Genomic DNA, 22,178 nt, shown 5'->3' with positions numbered 1-22,178 from the left:
GAAATCAACACTTACCACTTCTCCACTCAATAACTCCACTCAATAACTCCACTCACCACTCACAACTCAATCCCCATGTTTAATAATATAAAAATAGCTGGTCTCGCTTTTCTCGTCGTTTTACTTGTGTCGGCAGGACCGGCTGATACTGGCAGAGAAAAAAATAAGGAACCATTAAAGGCGATAAGGGTTGCTGACAGCGACCTGGAAATCATCAGGGAAAGAATTATCACGGACCTGCAGCAACCGGCAGTAAACAAAGACGAGGTCGGGACCCTGGTCAAAACGATTCGTGAAGATGGTACCTGGCCGGGTATAAACTATGTTGATACTTCGCGCACAGGTTTTGAGCATAGAATTCACCTTGAAAATATGCTGACACTTGCCCGTGCGACCAGTAAAAAGGGTTCCCCGTTTCTGAACGATGCATTGGCAAAAAAAGCTTTAAGTGCAGCGCTTGATTATTGGCTGAAGAACGATTTCCGGTGTCAGAACTGGTGGTGGAACGAAATGGGCACACCACAGTTAATGATCAACATCCTGATGCTGATGGATACAAATCTTACGGAAATTCAAAAAACTGCGGGTCTTAAAATTGCCAACCGCGCAAACCTCGAAGCTTTTGGTGCGAGGCCGGGTGGTGACCTTTTACCAATTGCCGGCATGTTAGGAAAACAGGCTTTGTTTTCACGTGATGAAGCTGTACTCGAAAGGGTGATCAAGGTTATGGCTTCCGAAATCAAGATTACCACTGATCGCGGCATTAAACCTGATCTGAGTTTTCACCATCGTACAGATAATGTTATATCTACCCTCACATATGGCACAAGCTTCGCTAATTCATTTGCATACTGGGCAGTGAAAATTTCAGGCACCCGTTTCAAATTACCACAGGAAGCAACCAGGCTATTAATCGACTATTTTCTTGATGGAATCTGTAAGTCGATGGTCTATGGAATTTATCCCGACCCTGGCGCGGAAAACCGGGATATGACAAGAATGAATGCATTGAAAGCAGCCAGTAGTGAATTGCCGGAAAACCTCCGGAAAATTTCTGATTATCGTTCCGGGGAACTGGATGAAATTATTAAACTCCGGAAGGGGTTAGTACGTCCTTCACTAAAAAGCGACCGGTTTTTCTGGCATTCGTCTTACCTCGTTCATCAGCGCCCAACCTATTTTGCATCAGTACGGATGCACTCTTCCCGGGCAAATAATATGGAACAACCACATAACGAAGAAGGCCTTAAAATGCATCATTTTGGCGATGGGTCAAACTTTATATCGAGGCGGGGAGATGAATATCTAAATATTTATCCCGTTTGGGACTGGCAAAAGATTCCGGGCACTACCATTCTTCAAAAGGCAGATGTTGCACATTGGAATGAACTGGCCAAAAAAGGGCTCTCAGAATTTTCAGGTGGTATAAGTAATGGCATTTATGGTGTCGCAGCGATAGATCTTACAAGCGTGCATGATCCGTTAAAAGCAAAAAAGGCATGGTTCCTTTTCGATAATGAATATGTTTGCCTTGGAACAAGTATTAACACCGATGCTGATTTACCGGTATACACCACGCTGAATCAGACTCTACTAAAAACCAACGTAATAGTCAGTGATGCCAATGGTAAATCAACCCTGGAAAAAGGTGATCACAATCTTAAAAAAGTTAAATGGGTTCTCCATGACAGCGTTGGCTACCTTTTCCCGGTAGCCGTGGATCTCCATGTAATTAACCACGAAGTTACCGGTAACTGGAGGCAGATCAATCACCAGTCATGGGCCACGTCGGATCCGGTAAAAAAAGAAGTGTTTGCTGCCTGGATCGATCATGGAAAAAAAGCAAAAGATGCGTCTTATATGTATATCGTTGTTCCCAATGCAACTTCGGATATACTTGACAGTTATATGAAGACTGCAGGTATTGAAGTCTTGCTTAACACCAATTTCGCGCAGGCTGTAGCCAACAGGAAGTCAGAAGTCATACAAATGGTTTTCCATGCGCCAGCCGAACTGAGAACAGCCGGGCTTAATTTATCCGTGGACCGGCCTTCTATTGCTATGGTTGATAGAAACGCAATAACGATTGCTGACCCTACTCAGAAACTGGAAAAGATTGTCTTGAGCCTTAACAGGAAATTCAAAGCAAACGGTGAAAATTTCACGGCGACCTGGGAGGAGTCAAAAAAGCTTTCCCGGCTTGAAGTGACATTACCAAAAGCGGGAATGGCAGGAAGCAGTGTTATAATCCCATTTAACAAATAGCATAAAATTAGGATCCCTCAAACAACGAAACTCATTAACGCAGTAATATAACCGTAGTTTTTTTCATCATCGCTTTGCCGCGATAATCCTGGGCCTGGGCCACGGCAACATAGGTTCCGCCCTCCAATTTCTTTCCGTTGAAGATACCGTTCCATCCTTTTGAATAATCCGTGGTACGATAAAGCAATTGTCCATTCCTGCTATAAACCGCCAGATAATTGAATTTACGGATACCAACGGGGAACACTTTCAACAAATCGTTTTTGCCATCGTTGTCTGGCGTAAATGCATTGGGAATATAAAGCTCGGGTCCTGCATAACGTTTTATGAAAATCTCGCTGTATGCTTCACAGCCCTGTTCCGAGATCGAATAAAGTTTATATAGCTGGTCCTTATCCAGTGTTGCCACAGGTTTTTCCGCGGAGGCGTTATCGAGACCGGTAAGGGGACTCCAGTGATATCGTACACCGGTACCGCCATTGGCATTAAGGTGAACAGGTTCATTTTTCGCAACTATGGTGTCAAGTCCTGCGTTAGCATGATTCTCAAAGATCCGGAACTGACGGAATACGGTATCCTTACATCCTTCATTGGTCTGACCAATTAAAGTGAGCGGAAATGAAACTTCAGTTGCATAAGTTCTTGAGTGTTTATCTCCGGCGTTGTACTGGCCGTTTCCAAAATTCCATAGCCATTTTGTTACATTTTGCAATTGAGCCGTTGCCTGGTAGTTTACCAGTGTCCTTACACAGGAATCATTTATGGTTAATGCAATAAAAGGTTTAGGATGCACAAAAAAGCTGGTATCCGTTACTTTGCTTCTACAACCCATGTTACTTTCAGCAAATAGTTTCACATTGTGGATACCGCTGCTGATATGCATCACGGGATTCTTATTATTGATTAAAAAACCATTGTCAAGTTGCCAGTACCAGCGCGATACAAGGTCAGGGGAAGCGGCTGGCATCTGGGACAGATCCTGAAATTTAACCGGTTCATTGTTACATAACGGTGATGAATAACTAAAATTAGCTATTGGCAGATAACGAACAGGAAGTATACGGAGGATAGTATCCGATTCGCAACCAATAGAACTCTTAACCGCCAACCTTACACTCAGGTTCCCGGGACCTTTAGTGGAAAAGGCAGCAGGGGTTTGCCCGTTGTATATTTTCTTGTCAATTTCCCACCACCAGGAATTCAGTGATGAACCGCCGCCCGGTACAGCTGAGTTGTCGATGAGCTGAACAGAAGCCTGGTTTTCACAAATGACGGGCGGGGGCCGGAAAGAAGCCACAGGTTTAGCGCCAACAGATACGAATCCGACCGACTCTTGTGAACAGGTTCGCTCATTTATCACCGTTAGCTTCACGGTATAGTTCCCATAATTGTCAAACTTATAATTAACTCCTTTGCCAGAAACTGTGTCAATATTACCATCGCCAAACTCCCACAGATAATTGCTGTTGCTAAGGTTATCAGAGGTGCTGGTAAAAGTAAAATTATTGTTGCTTAGGCATTGTAACTCGTCGTTCGTGGTAAATGAAACTTCTGGTGAGGGTTGTATCTTTACATTCACAGGGGTGCGCTCGCTTTCACAACCAAATAGTTCCTTTTGAGAAACCCAGAATGTAGTATCCAATGGCGCACCAGTATAAAGAACGGGGTTGCCGAACTTACCGATCCCCCCGGTTCCTTCGCTATACCAGACCAGGTCATTTCCTGGCTCGGGTCTTGTTTTAAAATCATCTGCTGCCTGGTTTTGACAAAATACGATCGTTGGTTCAGGGGCCGGCGGCCTGGGAATTGGTCTTGGTAACACATAAGCAATGGCAGTATCCCTGCAGCCGTAACCAGGATAGGGAACAATATCAACGTGGAACGACCCGGTTGTTGCAGGTGGTGGACTTAAAGTGAGTGATTGTTCATGGCCTATTATCTGCGAAAAATCTTCATTATACCAGGTGTAGGTTTTATAGCCATAGGGCGCATTGAGGATGATTGAATTTGATTCAATGCAATATGGGGCAGTAGCTAATATATTGGAACATCCCGAGCCGACATCGACATATGCATAACCGAAATGTCCACCTAATGTACAATCTGCTGTTTTAAATTCAAGTCTCACTTTTCGATTCGCAAGACCGGCGAACTGGATCGAGACTGGCGACCATTCTTTGTAGAGGACATCGGTCTGATAAGTCGATTTTTTGAAACCGGGTATACCACCGGTTGCAATGTAATCGTAAGAAGCGCAGTTAATCAACTCACCGCTCTCGACATCGTATGCCGTTACAAAAAATCTTGGCTGTGAAACTTCCACGTGATTCGGATCCTGGAAAACCACAGCATAATAATAAGTAAAACTAAATGTATCCACCAGGTTGGGAACCGTAAATGTATAGGATAGCCCCTCCGCCTCGCCACCTGTCAGGTCATTACCAAGTTTCACGGATGATGTGCCACCATAGGGGCATAATATAGGGAAGTTGCCATATTTGTCTTTTATGCCGATTGATGAAGTGGTGATAAGTTCGTGCCTGCCGGGAAGCGGTGCGGAAGGTGCCAGGCTAATTACATTCTTATTACTGTCAAGAGAAGTTTTTCCAACAAAAAAATCCCAACCATCTAATGTGCCCATCTCAAAATCTATATTGGTAGGGCAACCCTGGCCAAATGAGGTGCATAAGTGTAACAGGCAGGCAATAAACAGCTGCAAACGTTTAATGATCATAGAGCCGGGTCGAAGGGTCAGTAATAGAAAGCCACAAAATATAAGTTTTTCTATATTAATGCCAATCGGAGCAGATTAAAATTTCCTGCTGCCAGTCTTTGACAATCTGTTGAAAACTGACTTTTTCGCAGCTCCCTGGCGCCGGTACTTGCCAGATTTCCGTTTTGTTCCAGCTTAAACGAAAACACTTAGTCTCTTTACTCAGCATTTCTCTATCAATATCTTACATATGTATGTTAAGCCGGGATATTTACGAAAACGTTTCAGTAAATAAATGTTCCGTTTATGAAAACGATTCCAGCTTTTTTTATCAAGTTTGAGTTTGCTATATTAAACAAAATCAAAACTGATTGCTTATGCCACAGACTCACCATCTGCGAATAAAGGTCCCTTTATTCGTGTCTTCCATTGTTTTTCTAATCCTTCTTTCCCCTCTTTTTTCACTTGCACAAATGAAATCGATTTCAGGGGTGGTGAAGGATTCATTGGGTGCGCCGATCCCGGACGTTTCTGTGACGGTTTTAAACACCAAAACTGGTACCACAACCAATGCCGAAGGGCGTTACACGCTTAACGCTGCAATAGGTTCAACCCTGGTATTTTCTTCCCTGGGCCATGAAACAACGACGGAAAAAGTAGATGAGCGTAACGAATACAATATCGGTATGCAATCAAAAGTGACGTCAATGACTGATGTAGTGGTGGTCGGTTATGGCAGGCAGAAAAAAGTTAACCTGGTAGGAGCAGTTTCAACCGTAAATGTTGATGAAAAAATTACGGGCAGGGCGCTGCCAAACATTTCGGCGGGGTTAAGCGGCCTGGTACCTGGTCTTTCTGCTGTCCAGAATTCGGGTATGGCTGGCCGCAATAATGCGCAATTGCTGATCCGTGGCCTGGGTACGGTGAACAACAGCGGACCTCTAGTGGTAGTGGATGGTATGCCTGATGTAGACATCAACCGCATCAATATAAATGATGTTGAGTCAGTTTCGGTATTAAAAGATGCGACTTCAGCTTCAGTATACGGTTCACGTGCGGCAAATGGTGTAATCCTGATTACAACCAAGTCGGGCAGGGGGCAGAAAAAGACTTCAATAAACTTTACAACCAACCTGGCACTGGAAGTTCCAACAAAAGGATATCAGTTCATGGCTGATTATCCCCGGGCACTAACCTTACATCAGCGTCGTGCGGCGGTTAATACATTGCAGGGTAACCAGCTTTTTAAGAATGGTACCGTTGATCAGTGGATGGCGCTTGGAATGATCGATCCGCTTCGTTATCCAAATACAGACTGGTGGGACGTGATTATGCAAAACGGATCATTCCAGAACTATAATTTATCTGCAACAGGTGGCAATGATAAATCGAACTTTTTTGCTTCAGTTGGTATGAAAGATGAAGTTGGATTACAGATCAATAATACCTATAAACAATACAACGCCAGGTTCAACTTCGATTATAAGATCCGGAATAATATGAATACCGGCATCAAGTTCAACGGTAACTGGTCTGACATTACCTATGCATTGGAAGAAGGTTTTACCGATCCTGCTCCAACGAATACTGCTGGCTTTGATATGCAGTATGCCATTGCGGGCTTAACACCTTATGACCCGGCTTCAAAAAACTTTGGCGGGGTGATGGCTTATGGTGAAGATCCGCAGGCTTACAACCCATATACCGTATACGTGAACATGCTGACACGCCAGGAAAGGCAGGAGGCAAATGCTATTATGTATTGGGACTGGACTCCGATTGAAGGCCTCACCGCTACTGTTGACTTTGGTCTTAACTATTATAACCAGTTTGGATACAATGCAAACATACCTAACCAGGCTTTTAACTTCCAGACAAACTCATTCGGTAGCCGTGTATACGTGGGTGCAAATGCCGGTATCAGCAACACCACGCTCACAGGATATAAAACTTTGCTGAATGGCCGTCTGAACTATCACAAGACTTTTGGAACCAATCATGATCTTAGTGCATTGTTTGTATATAGTGAAGAGTACTGGTACGATCGGACACAATTCACTTCTAGAAACGATCGCCTGCATCCATCACTTAGTGAAGTTGATGCTGCGCTGACTGGAGTTCAGGGTACTGGTGGTGGTTCTACTACAGAAGGGCTGCAGTCTTATATCGGAAGAATAAACTACACCGCCTTCGGAAAATACCTGTTCGAAGGAAACTTCCGGGTTGATGGTTCTTCCAAGTTTCTGAAGGGTAGTCAGTTTGGTTTGTTTCCTTCAGTTGCATTGGGTTGGAGATTTACAGAAGAAAATTTCATGAAGGAACTTACCAGCAGTTGGCTCAGCAACGGTAAGTTGAGAGTATCTTATGGTACGCTGGGTAATAATAGTGGAGTAGGAAGATATGAGCAACAACAAACGCTCAATGGTAATCATTATATGCTTGGCGGTGCCGTTGCAAGAGGTATTGTAAACAGTAAATTGGTGAATCCATTTCTTACCTGGGAAGAAACCAGTGTTATTAATGCAGGTCTTGAACTTGGATTTCTTAACAACAGGCTGACGGTCGAGGTAGATTACTATGATCGTTTGACCGAAGGCATGAACAGGCCTTCAGAATTCTCCATTTTACTGACTGGTGCCATTAATGCACCAAGAACAAATATCGGTAACATGCGCAATCGTGGTATTGAAACTAATATCACCTGGAAGGAAAATCTCGGAGGTTTCGCATACGGCGTTACACTTAATGCATCTTATAACCAGACCAAGCTTGAAGAGTGGAATGAGTTCATAGGCAGGGGCGCACAGAACTCCGGTAATAATATTTTTATCGGCCTGCCTTATAACTTCCTTTATACTTATGAGGATATCGGCGTCGCCCAAACCTGGGAAGATGTTTATAAAAATACACCACAGGGAATTCAGCCGGGTGATCTGATCCGGAAAGATCTTAACGGCGATGGCCGTATCGATGCAAATGATATGAAAGCGGTACCTGAATTTCAAAAAGACAGGCCAACCACATTTGCTTCTTTGAATGGATTTGTTTCTTATAAGGGAGTTGACTTTGCCTTCATCCTTCAGGGTGCAACCGGAAGAAAAGATTTCTGGATCAACGCGTTCAACAACCCGAATTTCGGAGCTTCCCGATATGCATCTACCTGGGAACATTGGAACAATCCATGGAACCTGGAAAACCGGGGAGGTGAGTGGCCAAGACTCGGTGGAAGTGGTAATAACACTACCACTACTACTTTCTGGCTGGATGATATGAGTTATATCCGTTTAAAAAACATTCAGCTTGGTTATAATATTCCTGCTTCAATAACAAGAAGAGCACATATTACTAATCTCCGGATAGCAGGTTCGATGGAAAACCTTCTCACTTTTACAAAATTCCGCGGACTTGATCCAGAAAAAGCCGGAAACAATAACAACATGTATCCGATTAACAAAGCTTATTCTCTTTCAATCCAACTTGTATTCTAAAAGCTGCCATCATGAAAAAAATGAAAATAATAACAAACGCTTTTCTTATTACCGCATGCGGATTAGGTGTGTTACTCATCGGTTCATGTCGTAAGAACCTGCTGGACCAGGCACCGACAACAGAGGTGGCAGTATCAGATTTCTGGCTTACAGAGGCAGATGCACAGGCAGCTTTGAACGGACTTTATGCCGCGGTAAGACCATGTTTTGACCGTGACTATTATATGGATGGACATGGCGAATATACACGCGTCCGTGGTACCAGTACTACCAGTGGCAATCTCAGGCTTGGAGATGCATATAACGGAGCGAACTATGATCCTTCAGGTTATGGAGGTTCTTTCGACAAGATGTACCGTTTCCTGTATGGAGCTGTTAACCGTGCTAACTATGTTATCACTAATGCCCAGAAGATGCAGTCCGAAGGTACCGGTTCAGCTGCAAACATGGAGCTGATAATGGGCGAAGCACGTTTACTGAGGGGCCTGTCTTATTTCAAACTGATCTCCATGTGGGGTGATGTTCCCTACTTTACAAAGGTTGCAGAATCTAACGATGATGTAGCACTGCTTCCAAGGTTGCCAATTAAACAGGTCAGAGATTCTATACTCGCCGACTACGCTTATGCGTTCGAAAAACTTCCTGCCAAAGCTTCAACCCTGGGAAGATCTTCCAAATCGGCCGTACTGGCGCTCAGAGGAAAATTAAACCTTTATTGGGCAAGCTGGAAAAAGAATGGCTGGCCCGAGCTGGAAGGTTTCGCACAAAATGCTGCCGAAGCTACTGCCGCTTTCACGGCTGCAGCAGTCGACTTCAAATCTGTGATAAATGATTATGGACACACGCTTTATTTGAATGGTGATCCCGGTGAAATTGATTCACTGGGCGCTGCGGAAAAATTACCAAATTATTATCACCTGTTTACGCCAAAGGCGAATGGTAATCCTGAGATGGTAATGGTATTTACACACGGCGGTATCGGCACTGACCAGGGCGAAGAACTGATGCGTGACTTTTCAGGTCGCTCACACGAAGGTTCACAGTGCTGGGTTGCGCCGAGATATGAGATTGCAGACAGGTACCAGTTGACAACAACCGGTGATTTTGCACCAAAACTTGTTCAGCTGAATCCAACAACAAATACAGCTGCAAGAACAACATTAAATTCTTCGGTTAACCCTAACAGTTACAGGAGCAGGGATTACCGGATGAAATCTACTATCCAGTGGGATTATGAAACCAGCATTGGTATGATTTCACTTGCCTCTACAGGATGGACTCCATTTATCTATCAGACCTGGGCCGCCAAGGTTGTGATTGGCGGTGTCACCTATACCACTTATAACACAGATGGTGTCAATTCAGGATATGTGTTCAGGAAATTTGTCCGCAATTACGCGGGGCAAGGCAGAAGTGAGGGTGATTTTGCCTGGCCAGTGGTTCGCCTTGCTGATGTGTATCTGATGTATGCCGAAGCCACCAACGAAGTATCAGGTCCTCAACCAGATGCAATTGCTTTAGTGAACCAGGTACGTCATCGTGGTAATCTGCCACCACTTGGTGCTGCAAAGACTGCAGGTAAAGCTGCTTTTTTCGATGCGATTGAGCAGGAAAGAATTGTCGAACTGGCTGCAGAGGGTCAAAGAGGTTATGATCTTCGTAGATGGAGAGCAATTGAAAGAGTTTGGGGTGGACCAGGCAGCGCTGGAATTTGGCGCCAGGATACCTGGGGTGCGAATCAGCAACGTTATTATCAAAACACTTCTGATATCACTTATTCTCAAAATTATATTTTCAGAATACCTGAAAGTGAACGGAACCGCAATCCTAATCTCACTCAAAACATTCCGTGGAGATAATCATACTGACCATCTGAAAAATTAAAAATCATGAAACACAAATTAAAAATAAAAAATACCAGCCTGTTGTTATCAGCACTATTGATGCTGACAGTTTGGACTTCCTGTAAAAAAGACCAGCCGATTGATGAAGATGGCCTGCTCATCACAACAAGATCCGAATGTTATGTTAGTAATTTCGAATTGCTTGGTGCTGACTTCGTAACAGTTCGAACTAAAACAGCAGCCATTGATACACTGGCCCAAACAATAAGGGTGGAAGTACAATACGGTACTGATCTTAAGAATCTTTATCCGCAGTTCACCCTGATCACAGATGCAAAACTGGATCCGAAAATTCCCGGGAAAGTAGATTTTTCTGACCTGGCTAATCCAAAAATCTGGACCGTCATAAGCGGAAACCGCCAGGTAAAAAAGCCTTATACTGTTTATATAACTGTTCAACCCAAATAGTAGTTCACCAATTAAAATCGACGCGATGTTACGCAAATCAATATATTCAAAGTATTCGGCTTTTATGATTGCAGCAATGTTGATCCTGGCCGGTTGTAAAAAGCAAACCTATGAACTACCCGTTGCAAAAGACGTACTTCAGAATGATGCGCTCAAAAGAACACTGGGTCCTAACATTGTCGGGGATACGATTAATTTCGCCTATGCAATGGCTATTAAGCCTGAACAGGGTAAACTTGCTTCGGCACAGGTAGAAGCAACCATTGCCGGGGCTACAGGAACAAACCTGGAAAATAGATCCTTCTACACCAGTAATAGTGGGGCTGACGTGGGTGTAGTTGTGGGATCAGCTGCCGTTACCACTGGCAATACCACTACGGTCACCTTTAACAAGGATACCTCGGCCGCCACACTTCGGTATTACTATAAGATACCGCCTGAAGCAAAAGGCCAGACTGTTTCCTTTAAATTCAGTGTTACCAGTAGTAATGGTCAGACGGCAACATATAATCTTGGTCCTTACACCATTTCAAAAATGGATAAGGTCAATTACCTGAAAGTAAGCAACAACAATGTGGCTTATATCTCTATTGAAAATATGGCTGTATATAATAGTGTCAATGCAGCTGCAAATGCCGGCAAAATCGATCTTGTTTACTTGTTCAGGAATACCACTACCAGCGCTTTCAACCATGCTTTGGTTTCACCCGGTGCCGATCCGGCCTATCTTCCTGGTGTTACCTTGCCTGTCGGGGTAAACCGCAGCACAAAAATGCGTAAGGTGTTCAATCTTCAGGATAATCAGCTCGCTCCGAATCTCCAATTCGGAATTTATATCGACGACAGGGATTTCCAGGAGATAAACCTGGCTGATTCGCCAAATTTTGCTATCAACCTGAGAGCTGAAGCGGGTGTATGGGTGGAAACAGCCGATGGTAAATACCGTGCTTATGTATTTCTCAATTCAGTAAACGCAGCTGGCACAGCCGAAATCAGTATTAAAAGATATGCGCTTTAATTCCGGTATAATCCCGACCAGATCCGGCATATGATTATCGCGTCGTAATTTATTATCTTTCCAGGCGCGTTATGAATTTCTTTCTATTCGTAAAGCGGTAAAGAGGCTCTTCACGACTCCATTTACCGCTTTATGATTTTCTCAAAGAATTATCAATTATATATGAACAAAGCGATTGCCATTTGCCTTTTGTTTTTCATTTTTAACCTATGCACAATATCCGGCTCTGCTCAGGCTTTTATACATCCGGGCATCGATCAGAATTCAAATGATCTTGCTTTGATGAAGAAAAAGGTCCAGGCAGGAGAGGAGCCTTACAAGAGTGCATTTAACCGATTGAAAACAGCAACTGATACTGTTTTTAAAGTCAATCCACATACGCATGTATTACGCGGGCCCTATGGCAAACCAAACATCGGCGGTGATGACCTGTCAAGAAGCGCGTCCATGGCATACAACTATGCTTTGATGTGGTATCTTACAAGTGATAAAAAATATGCACAGAAAGCCATTGAGATCCTGAATGCCTGGTCACCGGTATTATGGGATTTTGATTACAATGATGCCAAGCTGCTGGCAGCCTGGACGGGTCACCAACTATGTAACGCTGCTGAAATACTAAGATATACTGATGCTGGCTGGGAACAAAAGGATGTTGATAGTTTCACTAATATGCTGTTGACAGCTTACTATCCTTTGTTCCGTTTTTATTATCCGCAGGCCAATGGTAACTGGGATGGGGCAATCATTCATTCTATCCTTGCTATTTCCATTTTTACAGACAACCGGAAGATGTTTAATAACGCCATCGAGCATTACCTCTACGGCCCGGTAAACGGAAGTGTTTTTAAATATGTTTATCCAAGCGGTCAATGCCAGGAAAGCACCCGCGATCAGGGGCATGTCCAACTAGGTTTGGGAGAATTTGCAGGAGCAGCCCAAATCGCATATACACAGGGTAAAGACCTCTTGTCTGCGGGAGATAATCGCCTTGCCCTCGGATACGAATACACAGCCAGGTTCCTGATGGGTGAAAAACCTCATTCATATGGACCGATTTCTGAAAGAGCGAAGGCCCTTCGTGATGATTACGAATATGTATACCGTCATTATACAGCCAGGGGCATCGATATGCCATATACCAAAATGGCTGCTGATTCTGCTAGATCCCGCAGTTCCAGGAGCATTCTTACAGCAGTAAGAAGCGACTATGGGAATAAGACTACAAATCAGTTGCAGTTGAAACCGGTGGGTATAGGTTATATAGCCGGTGCACAGGTTTATAAACCTGGGACTGTAAAACAGGATGCAATCATCGTGCATCCCGGCGAATCTGTGCAGGCTGCCCTGAACCAGTCTGCAGGCACCGGGAAATGGGTATTGTTAAAAACGGGTATTCATAAATTACCAGCTACCCTGAAACTGCCTTCAGGAATTACCCTGGCCGGAGAGGGAATTGAAACAATTGTCTTTCTCGATCCTTCCGCCGAAGGAATGCGTGATGCGATGGTTAACGATCACTATGATATGCATGATGTTACCATCCGGGATTTGAAAATCGAGGGATCCAACCGCACGGAAGTACACAGTGACCCAAACAGTACAAGATCTTACCGGGGCAATTACAACCGCGGAGGTATCATACTGCGTGCATTGAAAGAGGGTCATATGAAAAATATAAACCTGGTAAATGTGAGCTTGCTTAATTGCACATACAACGGGCTATTCATAAGTGGCGCAAGCAATGTTAACATTCAAGCCTGCGATCTGTCTGAAAATGGCGGCAATGCCGTACCTGGTCCTAAATTGCAACATAATATATTACTTACGCACTGCGACAAGGTAACGGTAACGAATAGTCGCCTTGGCACTTCTCCTTTTGGCAGCGGCATTTCGCTTGCACATAGTAAAGAGGTTAATATCAGCAACAATGAAATTGCGCGTAATGCGTACTATGGGGTTCAGATTGCCGAAAGCAGTGACATAGCGGTCTCAGGGAATTTGATCGAAGGCAATGACCGCAGTGGTATTATGGTAGAATTTTTATCAAAGGGTTCTTCCGGTATAACGGTCAGCAATAACCGAATACAGTTCAATGGTGCTTATGGCCTGGAAGCATATTCATCAAAGGAGCTAAAAAATAACGCAAATACCTATACTCAAAATAAAGATGGGGAAGCGCAGGTTAAGAGTGGGCGAGTAATCGTAATGGAATAGTTCAAGAGAATTATGAATTATGAGTTATGAGTTATGAGTGAGTTATGAGTTATGAGTTATGAGTGGATTGTGAGCATGCACACCACTGACTTGGTTTCCAAACTGCTTTAGAATTATTTGTGTAATAGATCATTAAATTTATTTATTTATTTATTGACAGTCGATGAGGCCGCGAATATGAGGCTGTTGGCCTGCAGGATTTCATCGTTGTTGATGGTGTGTCCCATATTTTCATAAACTTTAAGGCTAACTGAGGCGTTCATTTCGCTCAGAATATTAGCTGTGGCATTCACGCGTTCTACGGGCACATGTGGATCGGGATTGCTGGTGCCGATAAACACCGGTGTTTTAGCAAAATCACCTTTATAGATACTACGATCAATTTTATCGCCTATCAGTCCACCGGTAAAAGCAACGACTCCTCCATATTTTGTGGCATTCTGCGCTACGTATTCGAGGGTAAGACAGGCGCCCTGAGAAAACCCGAGAAAATATATAGATGATTCTGGTATGCCAGCCGCTACTATCTCTTTTACTGTTTCTTTGATCATTGAAAGCGCTGAACTCAACCAGGGTTCATTGAGAGATTTAGGTGCAAGGAAAGATTGCGGGTACCAGGTGTTATTGGTTGCTTCAGGTGCCAGCAATGCAAAATCTGATACTGCCAGGTATTTTGCGAGACCAAGTATATCATTTGCGTCTGCCCCGCGGCCATGGATCATGATTAGGGCTTTTTTTGCTTCTGACAATTTTTTGCCACCTGTTAATATTTTTTTTGTGTGCATTTTGAATTTTTGAATTTGTTGATCAGTGTTCTGATTGATTGATGTTATGTTTGTTGATGTTATGTTTGTTGATCGGTGTTCTGATTGATCGATGTTGTATTTGTTGATATTGTGTTTGTTGATCGGTGTTCTGATTGATTGATGTTATGTTTGTTGATCAGAGTTCTGATTGATCAATGTTATGGTTGTTGATCAGAGTTCTGATGATTGATATTATGTTTATAGACCGGTGTTCTGATAAATTGATTTTATGGTTGTTGATCTTATGGTTGTCGGGGTTTCGGCAACTGACTCGATACTGATTCTTTTATCTGTATAATGCCGGATTAAAATTTACCGGTGGCAGTGCGGCTTCTATAGCAAGTCGGTCACTTTCAAATTGAGCAGGCAACTTTAGATTCAGTCCAAGTTCCTGTTCAGGTTCATCTGTGAGGAAACCAGGGCCTGCCGTGGCAATCTCGAAAAGTACTCCACCCGGTTCGCGAAAATAAATGGATGAGAAATAGTTTCGGTCCTTCACCGGTGTTACTTCAATGTTTCGGTTTACCAGGCGTTCCCTTACTGCTGCCTGTGTTTGCAGATCAGGAGTACTGAAAGCCACATGATCTACTGTTCCACTGCCTTTCAGGCCCTTTAGTGATTCAGGTGAACAGAGTACGTCCACATAGTTACCAGGATGATCGGTTGCTGCAAAGCGGAAACGGTTGCCTTCCTGTGACAGCAGTTCGTGGTCCAGTTCTTCGAGTATAGCAGCTGTTCTTTCATAGCCCTCATGCCAGATCTCGACGTTGTAAAATCCCTTAAGACTATGTTCAACAGGTATGTTTCCATTTGCATAACCTTGCCTCGTGTCGCGGTCGTTGAAAATCAGTTCCAGGCCAAGACCATCACCATCTTCCAGGTATATTACTACCTCAGAACGGAAACGCTCACTGGGTGGCTTATGCGCGATTTTGAAACGATCAAGTCTTTCCTGCCAGAAGCTTATTGAATCAATGCCGACGGAAAATGTTGTGGTATTCAACATACCTTTGCCATGCCTGCCCCCTGTCAGTCCCTGGTAAGGAAAAAATGTTAGTATAGTTCCCGGAGATCCATGGCTGTTGCCATAATAAAAATGATACACCTGCCGGGCATCGAAATTGACCGTTTTTTTAACCATCCGCAATCCAAGGATACCAGCATAGAAATCTATGTTTTTTGCAGCATCAGAGGCAATTGCCGTTACATGATGGATACCGGCCACTAGTTTTTCCATTGATTGAGTTTTATAGATGATGTTACTTTTATTAAGCTATACTCCAAAAGTCCTATACCCTAAAAGTCCACTTCTTACAATGCAGGTAGCATCTGCGCAATTTTTTCCCTTGCACTTTCGTATTGTTTTGGCAAACGAAGACCCGAACCGAGTTGATCAAGTGGCTCATCGATGGTGAATCCCGGGTTATCAGTGGCGATTTCAAACAAAACCCCACCCGGTTCCCGGAAATAAAGTGAAAAGAAATAATCGCGATCGATCTTCGGTGTGATTCCAAGTCCCTTTGAAAGTACTTTCTCGCGATATTGCATCAGGATCTCATCATTTTCAACCCGGAAGGCGATGTGGTGATTTGTTCCACCCGCATTTATGCCTGCTGGTTCAGACGGTGATGCATAGAGGTCAACGATTGAGGCATTTTTTACGGCATCAGTTATATAGCGATACCTGTTGCCTTCCTGCGATAATAAGGTATAACCAAGTATATCAGTTAATATTTCCGCGGTAGGTTCGATACGCTGAAGTGTTAAAACCACATTGTGAAAACCTTTGGTAGCCACATTTGCTTTTACTTCATTTGATTGCCATGGTGTACGATCATCGTTCTCTTTTGGAACAACTAATCTAAGCTTCAAACCATCAGGATCACGAAAAGGCAAAAACTGCTCGCCAAAACTTTCTTCCAGTGGATCGGTTTTTACTTTGAACTGTTTAAACCTGTCCTGCCAGAATTCGAGACTGCCGGCGGGAACAGAATAACCGATGTCAGTAGCCATCCCGGTACCGGCGCGTCCCTGGCGTATACCTTCCCAGGGGAAAAAGGTAAGAATTGTTCCCGGTGTTCCATTTTCGTTTCCAAAATAAAAATGATAGGTACCCGGATCATCAAAATTCACGGTTTTTTTAACGAGCCTTAAGCCCATCACTTCAGTGTAAAAATCAAAATTTCTTTTTGCATTACCCGCAATCGCTGTTATGTGGTGCAAGCCTTTTATCCTTGTGTTCATATCTTTATTTTTTACTCCACAAATATCAGATTACCCAAAGACCTGTCCATTGAACTGGATTAAGAAATATTGAAATAATAAACATGAATGATGCAGTGGTCAACCTCTTGCCAGCTTGGTACGGATCTTACTGAGAAATTCAGGGGATATGCCGAGATAAGAGGCTATATAATGCTGTGCAACCCGTTGAGGGATGTCCGGATAATGTTTTAGAAAATCCAGGTATCGTTCCTGGGCCGGCCATGCTATTGTTTGAAAAAGCCTGTTTTGCACAACCGTCAAATGCCGCTGGATCAGGATCCTGAAAAAGCGTTCGAAAGCAGGCACTTGTTGTAAGAGTAGTTCTTTTGTTCCAGGATTTAAAACAAGGACTTCGCAATCTTCCAGGGTTTCAATGAACATATTTGAAGGCTGATGTTCATGAAAACTGGTAACATCACTAACCCACCAATCCTCAACGGCAAACTGCATAGTTAATTCAAACCCGTTTTCATCAATATAGTAGCTCCGTATACATCCTTTATTTATGTAAGCTTCAAAATTGCAGATGTCACCTTCCTGCAAAAGCATCGTTTTTTTGGGATAAGATTTTGCCTGAAGCAAAGTATTGAAAACCTCGAGTTCGGCATTGGAGAACGAGGCACACCTGGAGACATGAGCATTGATCTTATCAAACATATTTAAAGATAAGATTCGTTTCTAATACAAGGCTTGCGTTGAAGCAAATCAAATGATACTGTGTTTGAAATACTGTCTTCATCTCAGCTCATTATTTTTGAATTTCACAGATATTTTTTCTTCTTCCAGGTCAAGGAGCTCATGTTGTTTGCGAATCAGCTCTTCATCTACCTCGATTTATTTACTGATATCAGCCATCCATAAGCGCTGTTTTTCTATCTGCCAGTGACAGGAAACTGTGAAATTCTTAATTGAGTACATCCATATGGGACAAGTATAATTTCTTCCTCATTTTTCTCCGGTTCAAGTCCGTGTATCATGCTGTAAGGAATCGGGCCCGTCATCTCATTATATAACTGCCATGAATCAATTCGCCGGGCTTTTGTTTTTATGATTATGGGAGCATTTTCAAGGTTCCACGGAAATGAAGCCAGGTTTTCCTTTACATCTACGATAAAAGCTTCATCCATTTTTTTCATCGCAGGTGCGGGTAAGCCATAGTTCCAGTTTGTAGTCGGACGCACTTCATAATAATAGCGGCCATATTCTATCGGATCCTTATCATTCACTACCGGGCGGGTTTCTTCACCCATTTTTAAAGCATAAACCAACGGACCTCTTTCAATGGATCTAGAGTTTTCATACCAGGTATTAGAATAAAGATGCATGGGTAATTTCAAATCAATCACATCTCCTGTTTTCCATAATGTATCGATAACGATAACCTGGTTGCCTTTGACTTTTTTCCATTCCTTTCCATTCAAAGTCAGTGACGCTTCCGTGCACCAGGATGGAATTCTCAAATGAAAAGGAAACTGAATTGAATTGGTTTTCTTCGGCAGATTTATAGTGAATTTTATATTATCACGAAACGGGTAGCCGGTTTCTTCTTTTATCGAAACTTCGGTGCCTTTGCCAACTACAGTTGTTAAAACCGAAGGTGCAAAAACCAGGGCAGCAACTCCGTGGTCAGCTGTAGTATACCAAAGGTTTTGCACAAATTTAGGCCAACCCTGGTGCATATTAGATGTGCAGCAGGGATAACCCGAAAGCAAACCATAACAAAGATCTGTGCCGCTGTGGTTCACGTCAAAATTGCGTGTATGACGGCTTATCATAACCTGGTTCGCCTGTTGAAAATACTGGCGGCCCATATAATCGTCTGAAGTTTGTGCCGGTAGCGCATTAAATGCAATTTTCTCAAGCTGATCTGCATAAGTGATGTCACCGGTAATTTGTAATGCTGTCTCCAGTGAAAACATCATCTCGACGGCACTGCAAAGTTCCGATCCCTGGGTTGGATTGTTGCCGTGCAAAGCTTCATCGCCACCATAAAGCCCATGTGCCATGCCGTTATATTTTATCAGATCGCGAAGCCCTTTTTTTGCAGCATCGGGATATCGTAGTTCCGGATGTTGCTGATAATAAACGAGCGGTTCTTTAAAACCCTGGGCAAGATTCACGCAATGTATACTTCCCGTACGGGCGAGTAAATCTGTATTGAGAAATGCATCGGTATAATCAAAAGTTTGTTTATGAATCAATTCACCAAGATCAAGTAGAAATTTGTCACCCGTAATATTATAAAGCCAGTATACTACCATTAAATTATCGCCACCACGATACCTGGCCCAGAACGACCAGTGATCAAGCGGTTTGGAAGGCAATTCTTTCAACTGGTAACGGAAATAATTCGTGAGCAGGCTAATAACCCGTTTGTCGCCTGTTGCTGAATAATATTGCTTTAACACTTTCAGCATTACCATCTTCGGCCACCAGTCATGACTGTTATTTCTTTGCAAACCCCTTTCCCGGGGATAGTCTTTCGATGGCCCGAAATAACCATCCGGTTGCTGGCTTTTGATTGTCCATTCTATCCAGGGCCTTACCTTATTGATAAGTTCTTTGTCATTTAGAATATATGCCAGTGGCAATAAGCCATCGATCCAATAAGGTCCGCGTTCCCATTGATCCCCATCGCCACCTAGCCATCCATTCCGTTTATTCATTACCAGCGGGTATAAAGTATCGAGGTTACCGGTTGCGCCGGTTTTTTGTCGCAAAAGCATTTCAAGCAACCAACCTTCGGGTTTTATGGCACCGATGGGAAGTTCGCTGTAAGCATTTTTACGAAGCGGTGCACGATTTACGTCCAGGGCGGGATTCAATTGTTGACTGATTCCAGCTTCGCCTGAAAGCAATAACACTAAAGCCAGTATTAATTTACAATTCATAATGAATGAAAGATGTCGTTTGGTAGGTTTCAAATATAACCATTATGATCAAATGGCATGAAGCGTATGGAATAAGTGCCGGTTTGCATCTATGCTGATGGCTTTTACCATCAAAACCATAATCCAACACTTTATCTATGCAGAAAACACTGATTATCTCTTGTTTATTAACCTTGTTTTCTATTAGTTCTTTCTCCCAGGTCAATGCCGTTGATAAAAATACCGTCAACGATTATTTTCAGAATCAGCAATTTGAAGAAGCAATTGCCTACCTGAAACCTTTGTTTAATCATGACACAACCGGCCAGCTCGTTAATACCTACCTGGGCTATTCTTATTTTATGCAGGAAGAATATCCCCAGGCCAGGCGCCATTACGAACTGCTTCACAGATTCGATTCGAATAGTATTACCGCTAACCAATACCTGGCAATAATAAATTACGGCACCGAAGCCGATAAATCGCTTAACTTTTATCAGCGTCTACGCCAGCTTGAGCCAAAGAAAGCTTCTCATAACCGTCGCTTAGGTGAATTATGGGCAAGAAAAAACAACAATGATTCTGCACGTTTTTATTTTGAAGCTGCTTACGCAATGGCCCCCGCTGATTACAAAAATGTAGCAGGGCTCGCGGGATTATTAATTGTTACAAAAGAATATAAGCTGGCAGACAGCATTCTTGATATTGGTTTGAGAGCGGATTCAATGAATGATTCATATTTACGACTCAGGGTTAAATCTGCGTACGAAGTATCCCGGTTCGAAGAGGCAGTTGATCCCGGTGAAAAATTGCTAAGCCTGGGTGAGAATTCAATTACAACAATCACACATTTAATTTTCTGCTATTATAATCTTAACAGGTTCCAGGATTGCATCAGGGTTTGCGAATACACAGAAAAAGAAGAAATCGTTACGGAATCAATCTATTATTTCAAGGCAAGATCCTATGCTAAACTGCTTGATTTTGAAAAAAGCAATCAATTGCTAAAAATCTGCCTGAACTCTGCTATTTCAAAAACAGCTGAATTATATTATTATAAACTTGGGGAGAATTACGAAGCGATGAAACAATATAAGCCGGCCATTGCGCAATATGATACGGGCTACTATCTTTTCAAAAACCCGGTATTACTTTACAATAGCGGAAGAATCTATGAAGCAGATTTAAAAAATATCCCAAAGGCTAAACAATATTATAGTCGTTATCTCCGAAATGCAAAACCTCAGAACGCGGAAGAAATAAAAGCGACAAAATATGTGAGACAGAGAGTGAATGATCTGAAATAAAATATGATTTATTTCATAATTTTCATTTATAGTCATTTACGCCCGGGAAAGTCAATTTGAGTTATATAACCTGCCTCCTTATGCATTAAAATTAGATGGGAAATGACCATTTCTACAAACAAAAGAGTATTTTTTAACCGATTTACTGCTCAGGGAGTAGTTGTCTGCCTGCACGCTATCTTTGTAAAGAATCCTTATTACCAAATTAATGCACGATTCGCTTATTAAATATATTAACAGTTACACTTCAACACCGCTTATTGATAGCGAGGTAGAACTGATTAAAAATACTTTTGTACCCAAAAAAATAAGGAAAAAACAATACTTTTTGCAGGAAGGTCAGGTCTGTAAATACAGTGCATTTATAGTTAAAGGTGCAATGCGGCAATATACTGTTGATGACAAAGGTGTAGAACACATTGTTCGCTTGTTAATTGAAAATTGGTTGGCCGTGGATCGCGAAAGTTTTGTGATGCTCACTCCCTCGGTTTATAATATTGATGCCTGGGAAGATACCGATGTGCTGATCATTACAAAATCCGATTCAATGGACTTGTTTAATCAAATTCCGGTTTTGACTCAATGGAGACAAAGTTTAGACGAACATCATGCTTTCGCTGCTCAAAAAAGATTGTCCGCTTCAATTAGTTTTTCGGCTGAAAAGCGCTATGCCGATTTCGTAAATACTTATCCCGAATTTTTGCAACGCTTTCCGCAGCATATGATTGCTTCTTATCTTGGCATTACTAAGGAAACCCTCAGCCGGGTTCGCCATCAGGCAGCAAAAAAATAAAAATCACTGCTTTACATTTCTTCATTTCCCCCGCTGGTTCTGTTATCATTTGTCAACAGGTTTTTTTATCATTTATCATCGTTTCAGGCCTTCCTCTTGATGCACCTTTGAGTTCTCAAATTTC

The 22,178-nt window shown here is 42.7% G+C and carries 14 protein-coding genes; 8 read left to right on the top strand and 6 right to left on the bottom strand.

The window, feature by feature from the left end; translation table 11 throughout:
- The first annotated feature begins 75 nt into the window (after positions 1-75).
- Complete coding sequence (locus VK664_RS23650) at positions 76-2,265, top strand: polysaccharide lyase family 8 super-sandwich domain-containing protein (protein WP_461401187.1); 2,190 nt, start codon at positions 76-78, stop codon at positions 2,263-2,265.
- 34 nt (positions 2,266-2,299) lie between these two features.
- On the opposite strand, the gene VK664_RS23645 is transcribed toward VK664_RS23650, so the two are convergent.
- Entirely contained in the window at positions 2,300-4,999 is a 2,700-nt protein-coding gene (locus tag VK664_RS23645; protein WP_461401186.1) for a PKD domain-containing protein, read from the bottom strand.
- Positions 5,000-5,355: 356 nt separating this feature from the next.
- Between VK664_RS23645 and VK664_RS23640 the strand changes: the two genes are divergently transcribed.
- From VK664_RS23640 to VK664_RS23620, 5 genes are all read left to right on the top strand, one after another.
- On the top strand, positions 5,356-8,466 hold the full coding sequence (locus VK664_RS23640) for a SusC/RagA family TonB-linked outer membrane protein (RefSeq protein ID WP_461401185.1): 3,111 nt from the start codon (positions 5,356-5,358) through the stop codon (positions 8,464-8,466).
- 11 nt (positions 8,467-8,477) lie between these two features.
- Positions 8,478-10,325, top strand: coding sequence for a RagB/SusD family nutrient uptake outer membrane protein (locus tag VK664_RS23635; protein ID WP_461401184.1), 1,848 nt, complete (start codon positions 8,478-8,480; stop codon positions 10,323-10,325).
- A 30-nt stretch (positions 10,326-10,355) separates the two neighbouring features.
- Positions 10,356-10,778, top strand: coding sequence for a hypothetical protein (locus VK664_RS23630; RefSeq protein ID WP_461401183.1), 423 nt, complete (start codon positions 10,356-10,358; stop codon positions 10,776-10,778).
- A 25-nt stretch (positions 10,779-10,803) separates the two neighbouring features.
- Positions 10,804-11,796 carry a DUF4466 family protein gene (locus VK664_RS23625; RefSeq protein WP_461401182.1) on the top strand — a complete coding sequence of 331 codons (993 nt, stop codon included), beginning with the start codon at positions 10,804-10,806 and terminating at the stop codon, positions 11,794-11,796.
- Positions 11,797-11,958: 162 nt separating this feature from the next.
- The gene (locus tag VK664_RS23620; RefSeq protein ID WP_461401181.1) at positions 11,959-14,013 is read left to right on the top strand and encodes a right-handed parallel beta-helix repeat-containing protein; all 2,055 of its coding nucleotides are present in this window, start codon (positions 11,959-11,961) and stop codon (positions 14,011-14,013) included.
- A gap of 146 nt (positions 14,014-14,159) precedes the next feature.
- Here the strand turns inward: VK664_RS23620 and VK664_RS23615 are convergent, their stop codons facing one another.
- From VK664_RS23615 to VK664_RS23595, 5 genes are all read right to left on the bottom strand, one after another.
- Positions 14,160-14,798, bottom strand: coding sequence for an alpha/beta hydrolase (locus VK664_RS23615; protein WP_461401180.1), 639 nt, complete (start codon positions 14,796-14,798; stop codon positions 14,160-14,162).
- Positions 14,799-15,105: 307 nt separating this feature from the next.
- Complete coding sequence (locus tag VK664_RS23610) at positions 15,106-16,056, bottom strand: ring-cleaving dioxygenase (protein ID WP_461401179.1); 951 nt, start codon at positions 16,054-16,056, stop codon at positions 15,106-15,108.
- Between the two features lie 74 nt (positions 16,057-16,130).
- Positions 16,131-17,063 (bottom strand): ring-cleaving dioxygenase, encoded by a 933-nt coding sequence (locus tag VK664_RS23605; protein ID WP_461401178.1) that lies wholly within the window; start codon positions 17,061-17,063, stop codon positions 16,131-16,133.
- Between the two features lie 99 nt (positions 17,064-17,162).
- Entirely contained in the window at positions 17,163-17,741 is a 579-nt protein-coding gene (locus VK664_RS23600) for a Crp/Fnr family transcriptional regulator (RefSeq protein ID WP_461401177.1), read from the bottom strand.
- A gap of 215 nt (positions 17,742-17,956) precedes the next feature.
- Positions 17,957-19,975, bottom strand: coding sequence for a beta-L-arabinofuranosidase domain-containing protein (locus VK664_RS23595; protein WP_461401176.1), 2,019 nt, complete (start codon positions 19,973-19,975; stop codon positions 17,957-17,959).
- Between the two features lie 137 nt (positions 19,976-20,112).
- Between VK664_RS23595 and VK664_RS23590 the strand changes: the two genes are divergently transcribed.
- A complete protein-coding gene (locus VK664_RS23590; RefSeq protein ID WP_461401175.1) occupies positions 20,113-21,261 on the top strand; it encodes a tetratricopeptide repeat protein in 1,149 nt (382 codons plus the stop codon).
- A 208-nt stretch (positions 21,262-21,469) separates the two neighbouring features.
- Positions 21,470-22,054, top strand: coding sequence for a Crp/Fnr family transcriptional regulator (locus VK664_RS23585; protein WP_461401174.1), 585 nt, complete (start codon positions 21,470-21,472; stop codon positions 22,052-22,054).
- Positions 22,055-22,178 lie beyond the last annotated feature (124 nt).

The organism is Flavitalea sp. (assembly GCF_035489435.1).
Taxonomy (GTDB): domain Bacteria; phylum Bacteroidota; class Bacteroidia; order Chitinophagales; family Chitinophagaceae; genus DATHKG01.
Note: the sequence above shows the minus strand (reverse complement) of the source record. Positions and strands in the feature narration are given on the sequence as shown.

What these genes read in the sequence shown, in the direction of transcription:
- VK664_RS23650 (WP_461401187.1), top strand. Translation starts at nt 76, where the DNA reads ATGTTTAATAATATAAAAATAGCTGGTCTCGCTTTTCTCGTCGTTTTA.
- VK664_RS23645 (WP_461401186.1), bottom strand. Translation starts at nt 4,999, where the DNA reads ATGATCATTAAACGTTTGCAGCTGTTTATTGCCTGCCTGTTACACTTA.
- VK664_RS23640 (WP_461401185.1), top strand. Translation starts at nt 5,356, where the DNA reads ATGCCACAGACTCACCATCTGCGAATAAAGGTCCCTTTATTCGTGTCT.
- VK664_RS23635 (WP_461401184.1), top strand. Translation starts at nt 8,478, where the DNA reads ATGAAAAAAATGAAAATAATAACAAACGCTTTTCTTATTACCGCATGC.
- VK664_RS23630 (WP_461401183.1), top strand. Translation starts at nt 10,356, where the DNA reads ATGAAACACAAATTAAAAATAAAAAATACCAGCCTGTTGTTATCAGCA.
- VK664_RS23625 (WP_461401182.1), top strand. Translation starts at nt 10,804, where the DNA reads ATGTTACGCAAATCAATATATTCAAAGTATTCGGCTTTTATGATTGCA.
- VK664_RS23620 (WP_461401181.1), top strand. Translation starts at nt 11,959, where the DNA reads ATGAACAAAGCGATTGCCATTTGCCTTTTGTTTTTCATTTTTAACCTA.
- VK664_RS23615 (WP_461401180.1), bottom strand. Translation starts at nt 14,798, where the DNA reads ATGCACACAAAAAAAATATTAACAGGTGGCAAAAAATTGTCAGAAGCA.
- VK664_RS23610 (WP_461401179.1), bottom strand. Translation starts at nt 16,056, where the DNA reads ATGGAAAAACTAGTGGCCGGTATCCATCATGTAACGGCAATTGCCTCT.
- VK664_RS23605 (WP_461401178.1), bottom strand. Translation starts at nt 17,063, where the DNA reads ATGAACACAAGGATAAAAGGCTTGCACCACATAACAGCGATTGCGGGT.
- VK664_RS23600 (WP_461401177.1), bottom strand. Translation starts at nt 17,741, where the DNA reads ATGTTTGATAAGATCAATGCTCATGTCTCCAGGTGTGCCTCGTTCTCC.
- VK664_RS23595 (WP_461401176.1), bottom strand. Translation starts at nt 19,975, where the DNA reads ATGAATTGTAAATTAATACTGGCTTTAGTGTTATTGCTTTCAGGCGAA.
- VK664_RS23590 (WP_461401175.1), top strand. Translation starts at nt 20,113, where the DNA reads ATGCAGAAAACACTGATTATCTCTTGTTTATTAACCTTGTTTTCTATT.
- VK664_RS23585 (WP_461401174.1), top strand. Translation starts at nt 21,470, where the DNA reads ATGCACGATTCGCTTATTAAATATATTAACAGTTACACTTCAACACCG.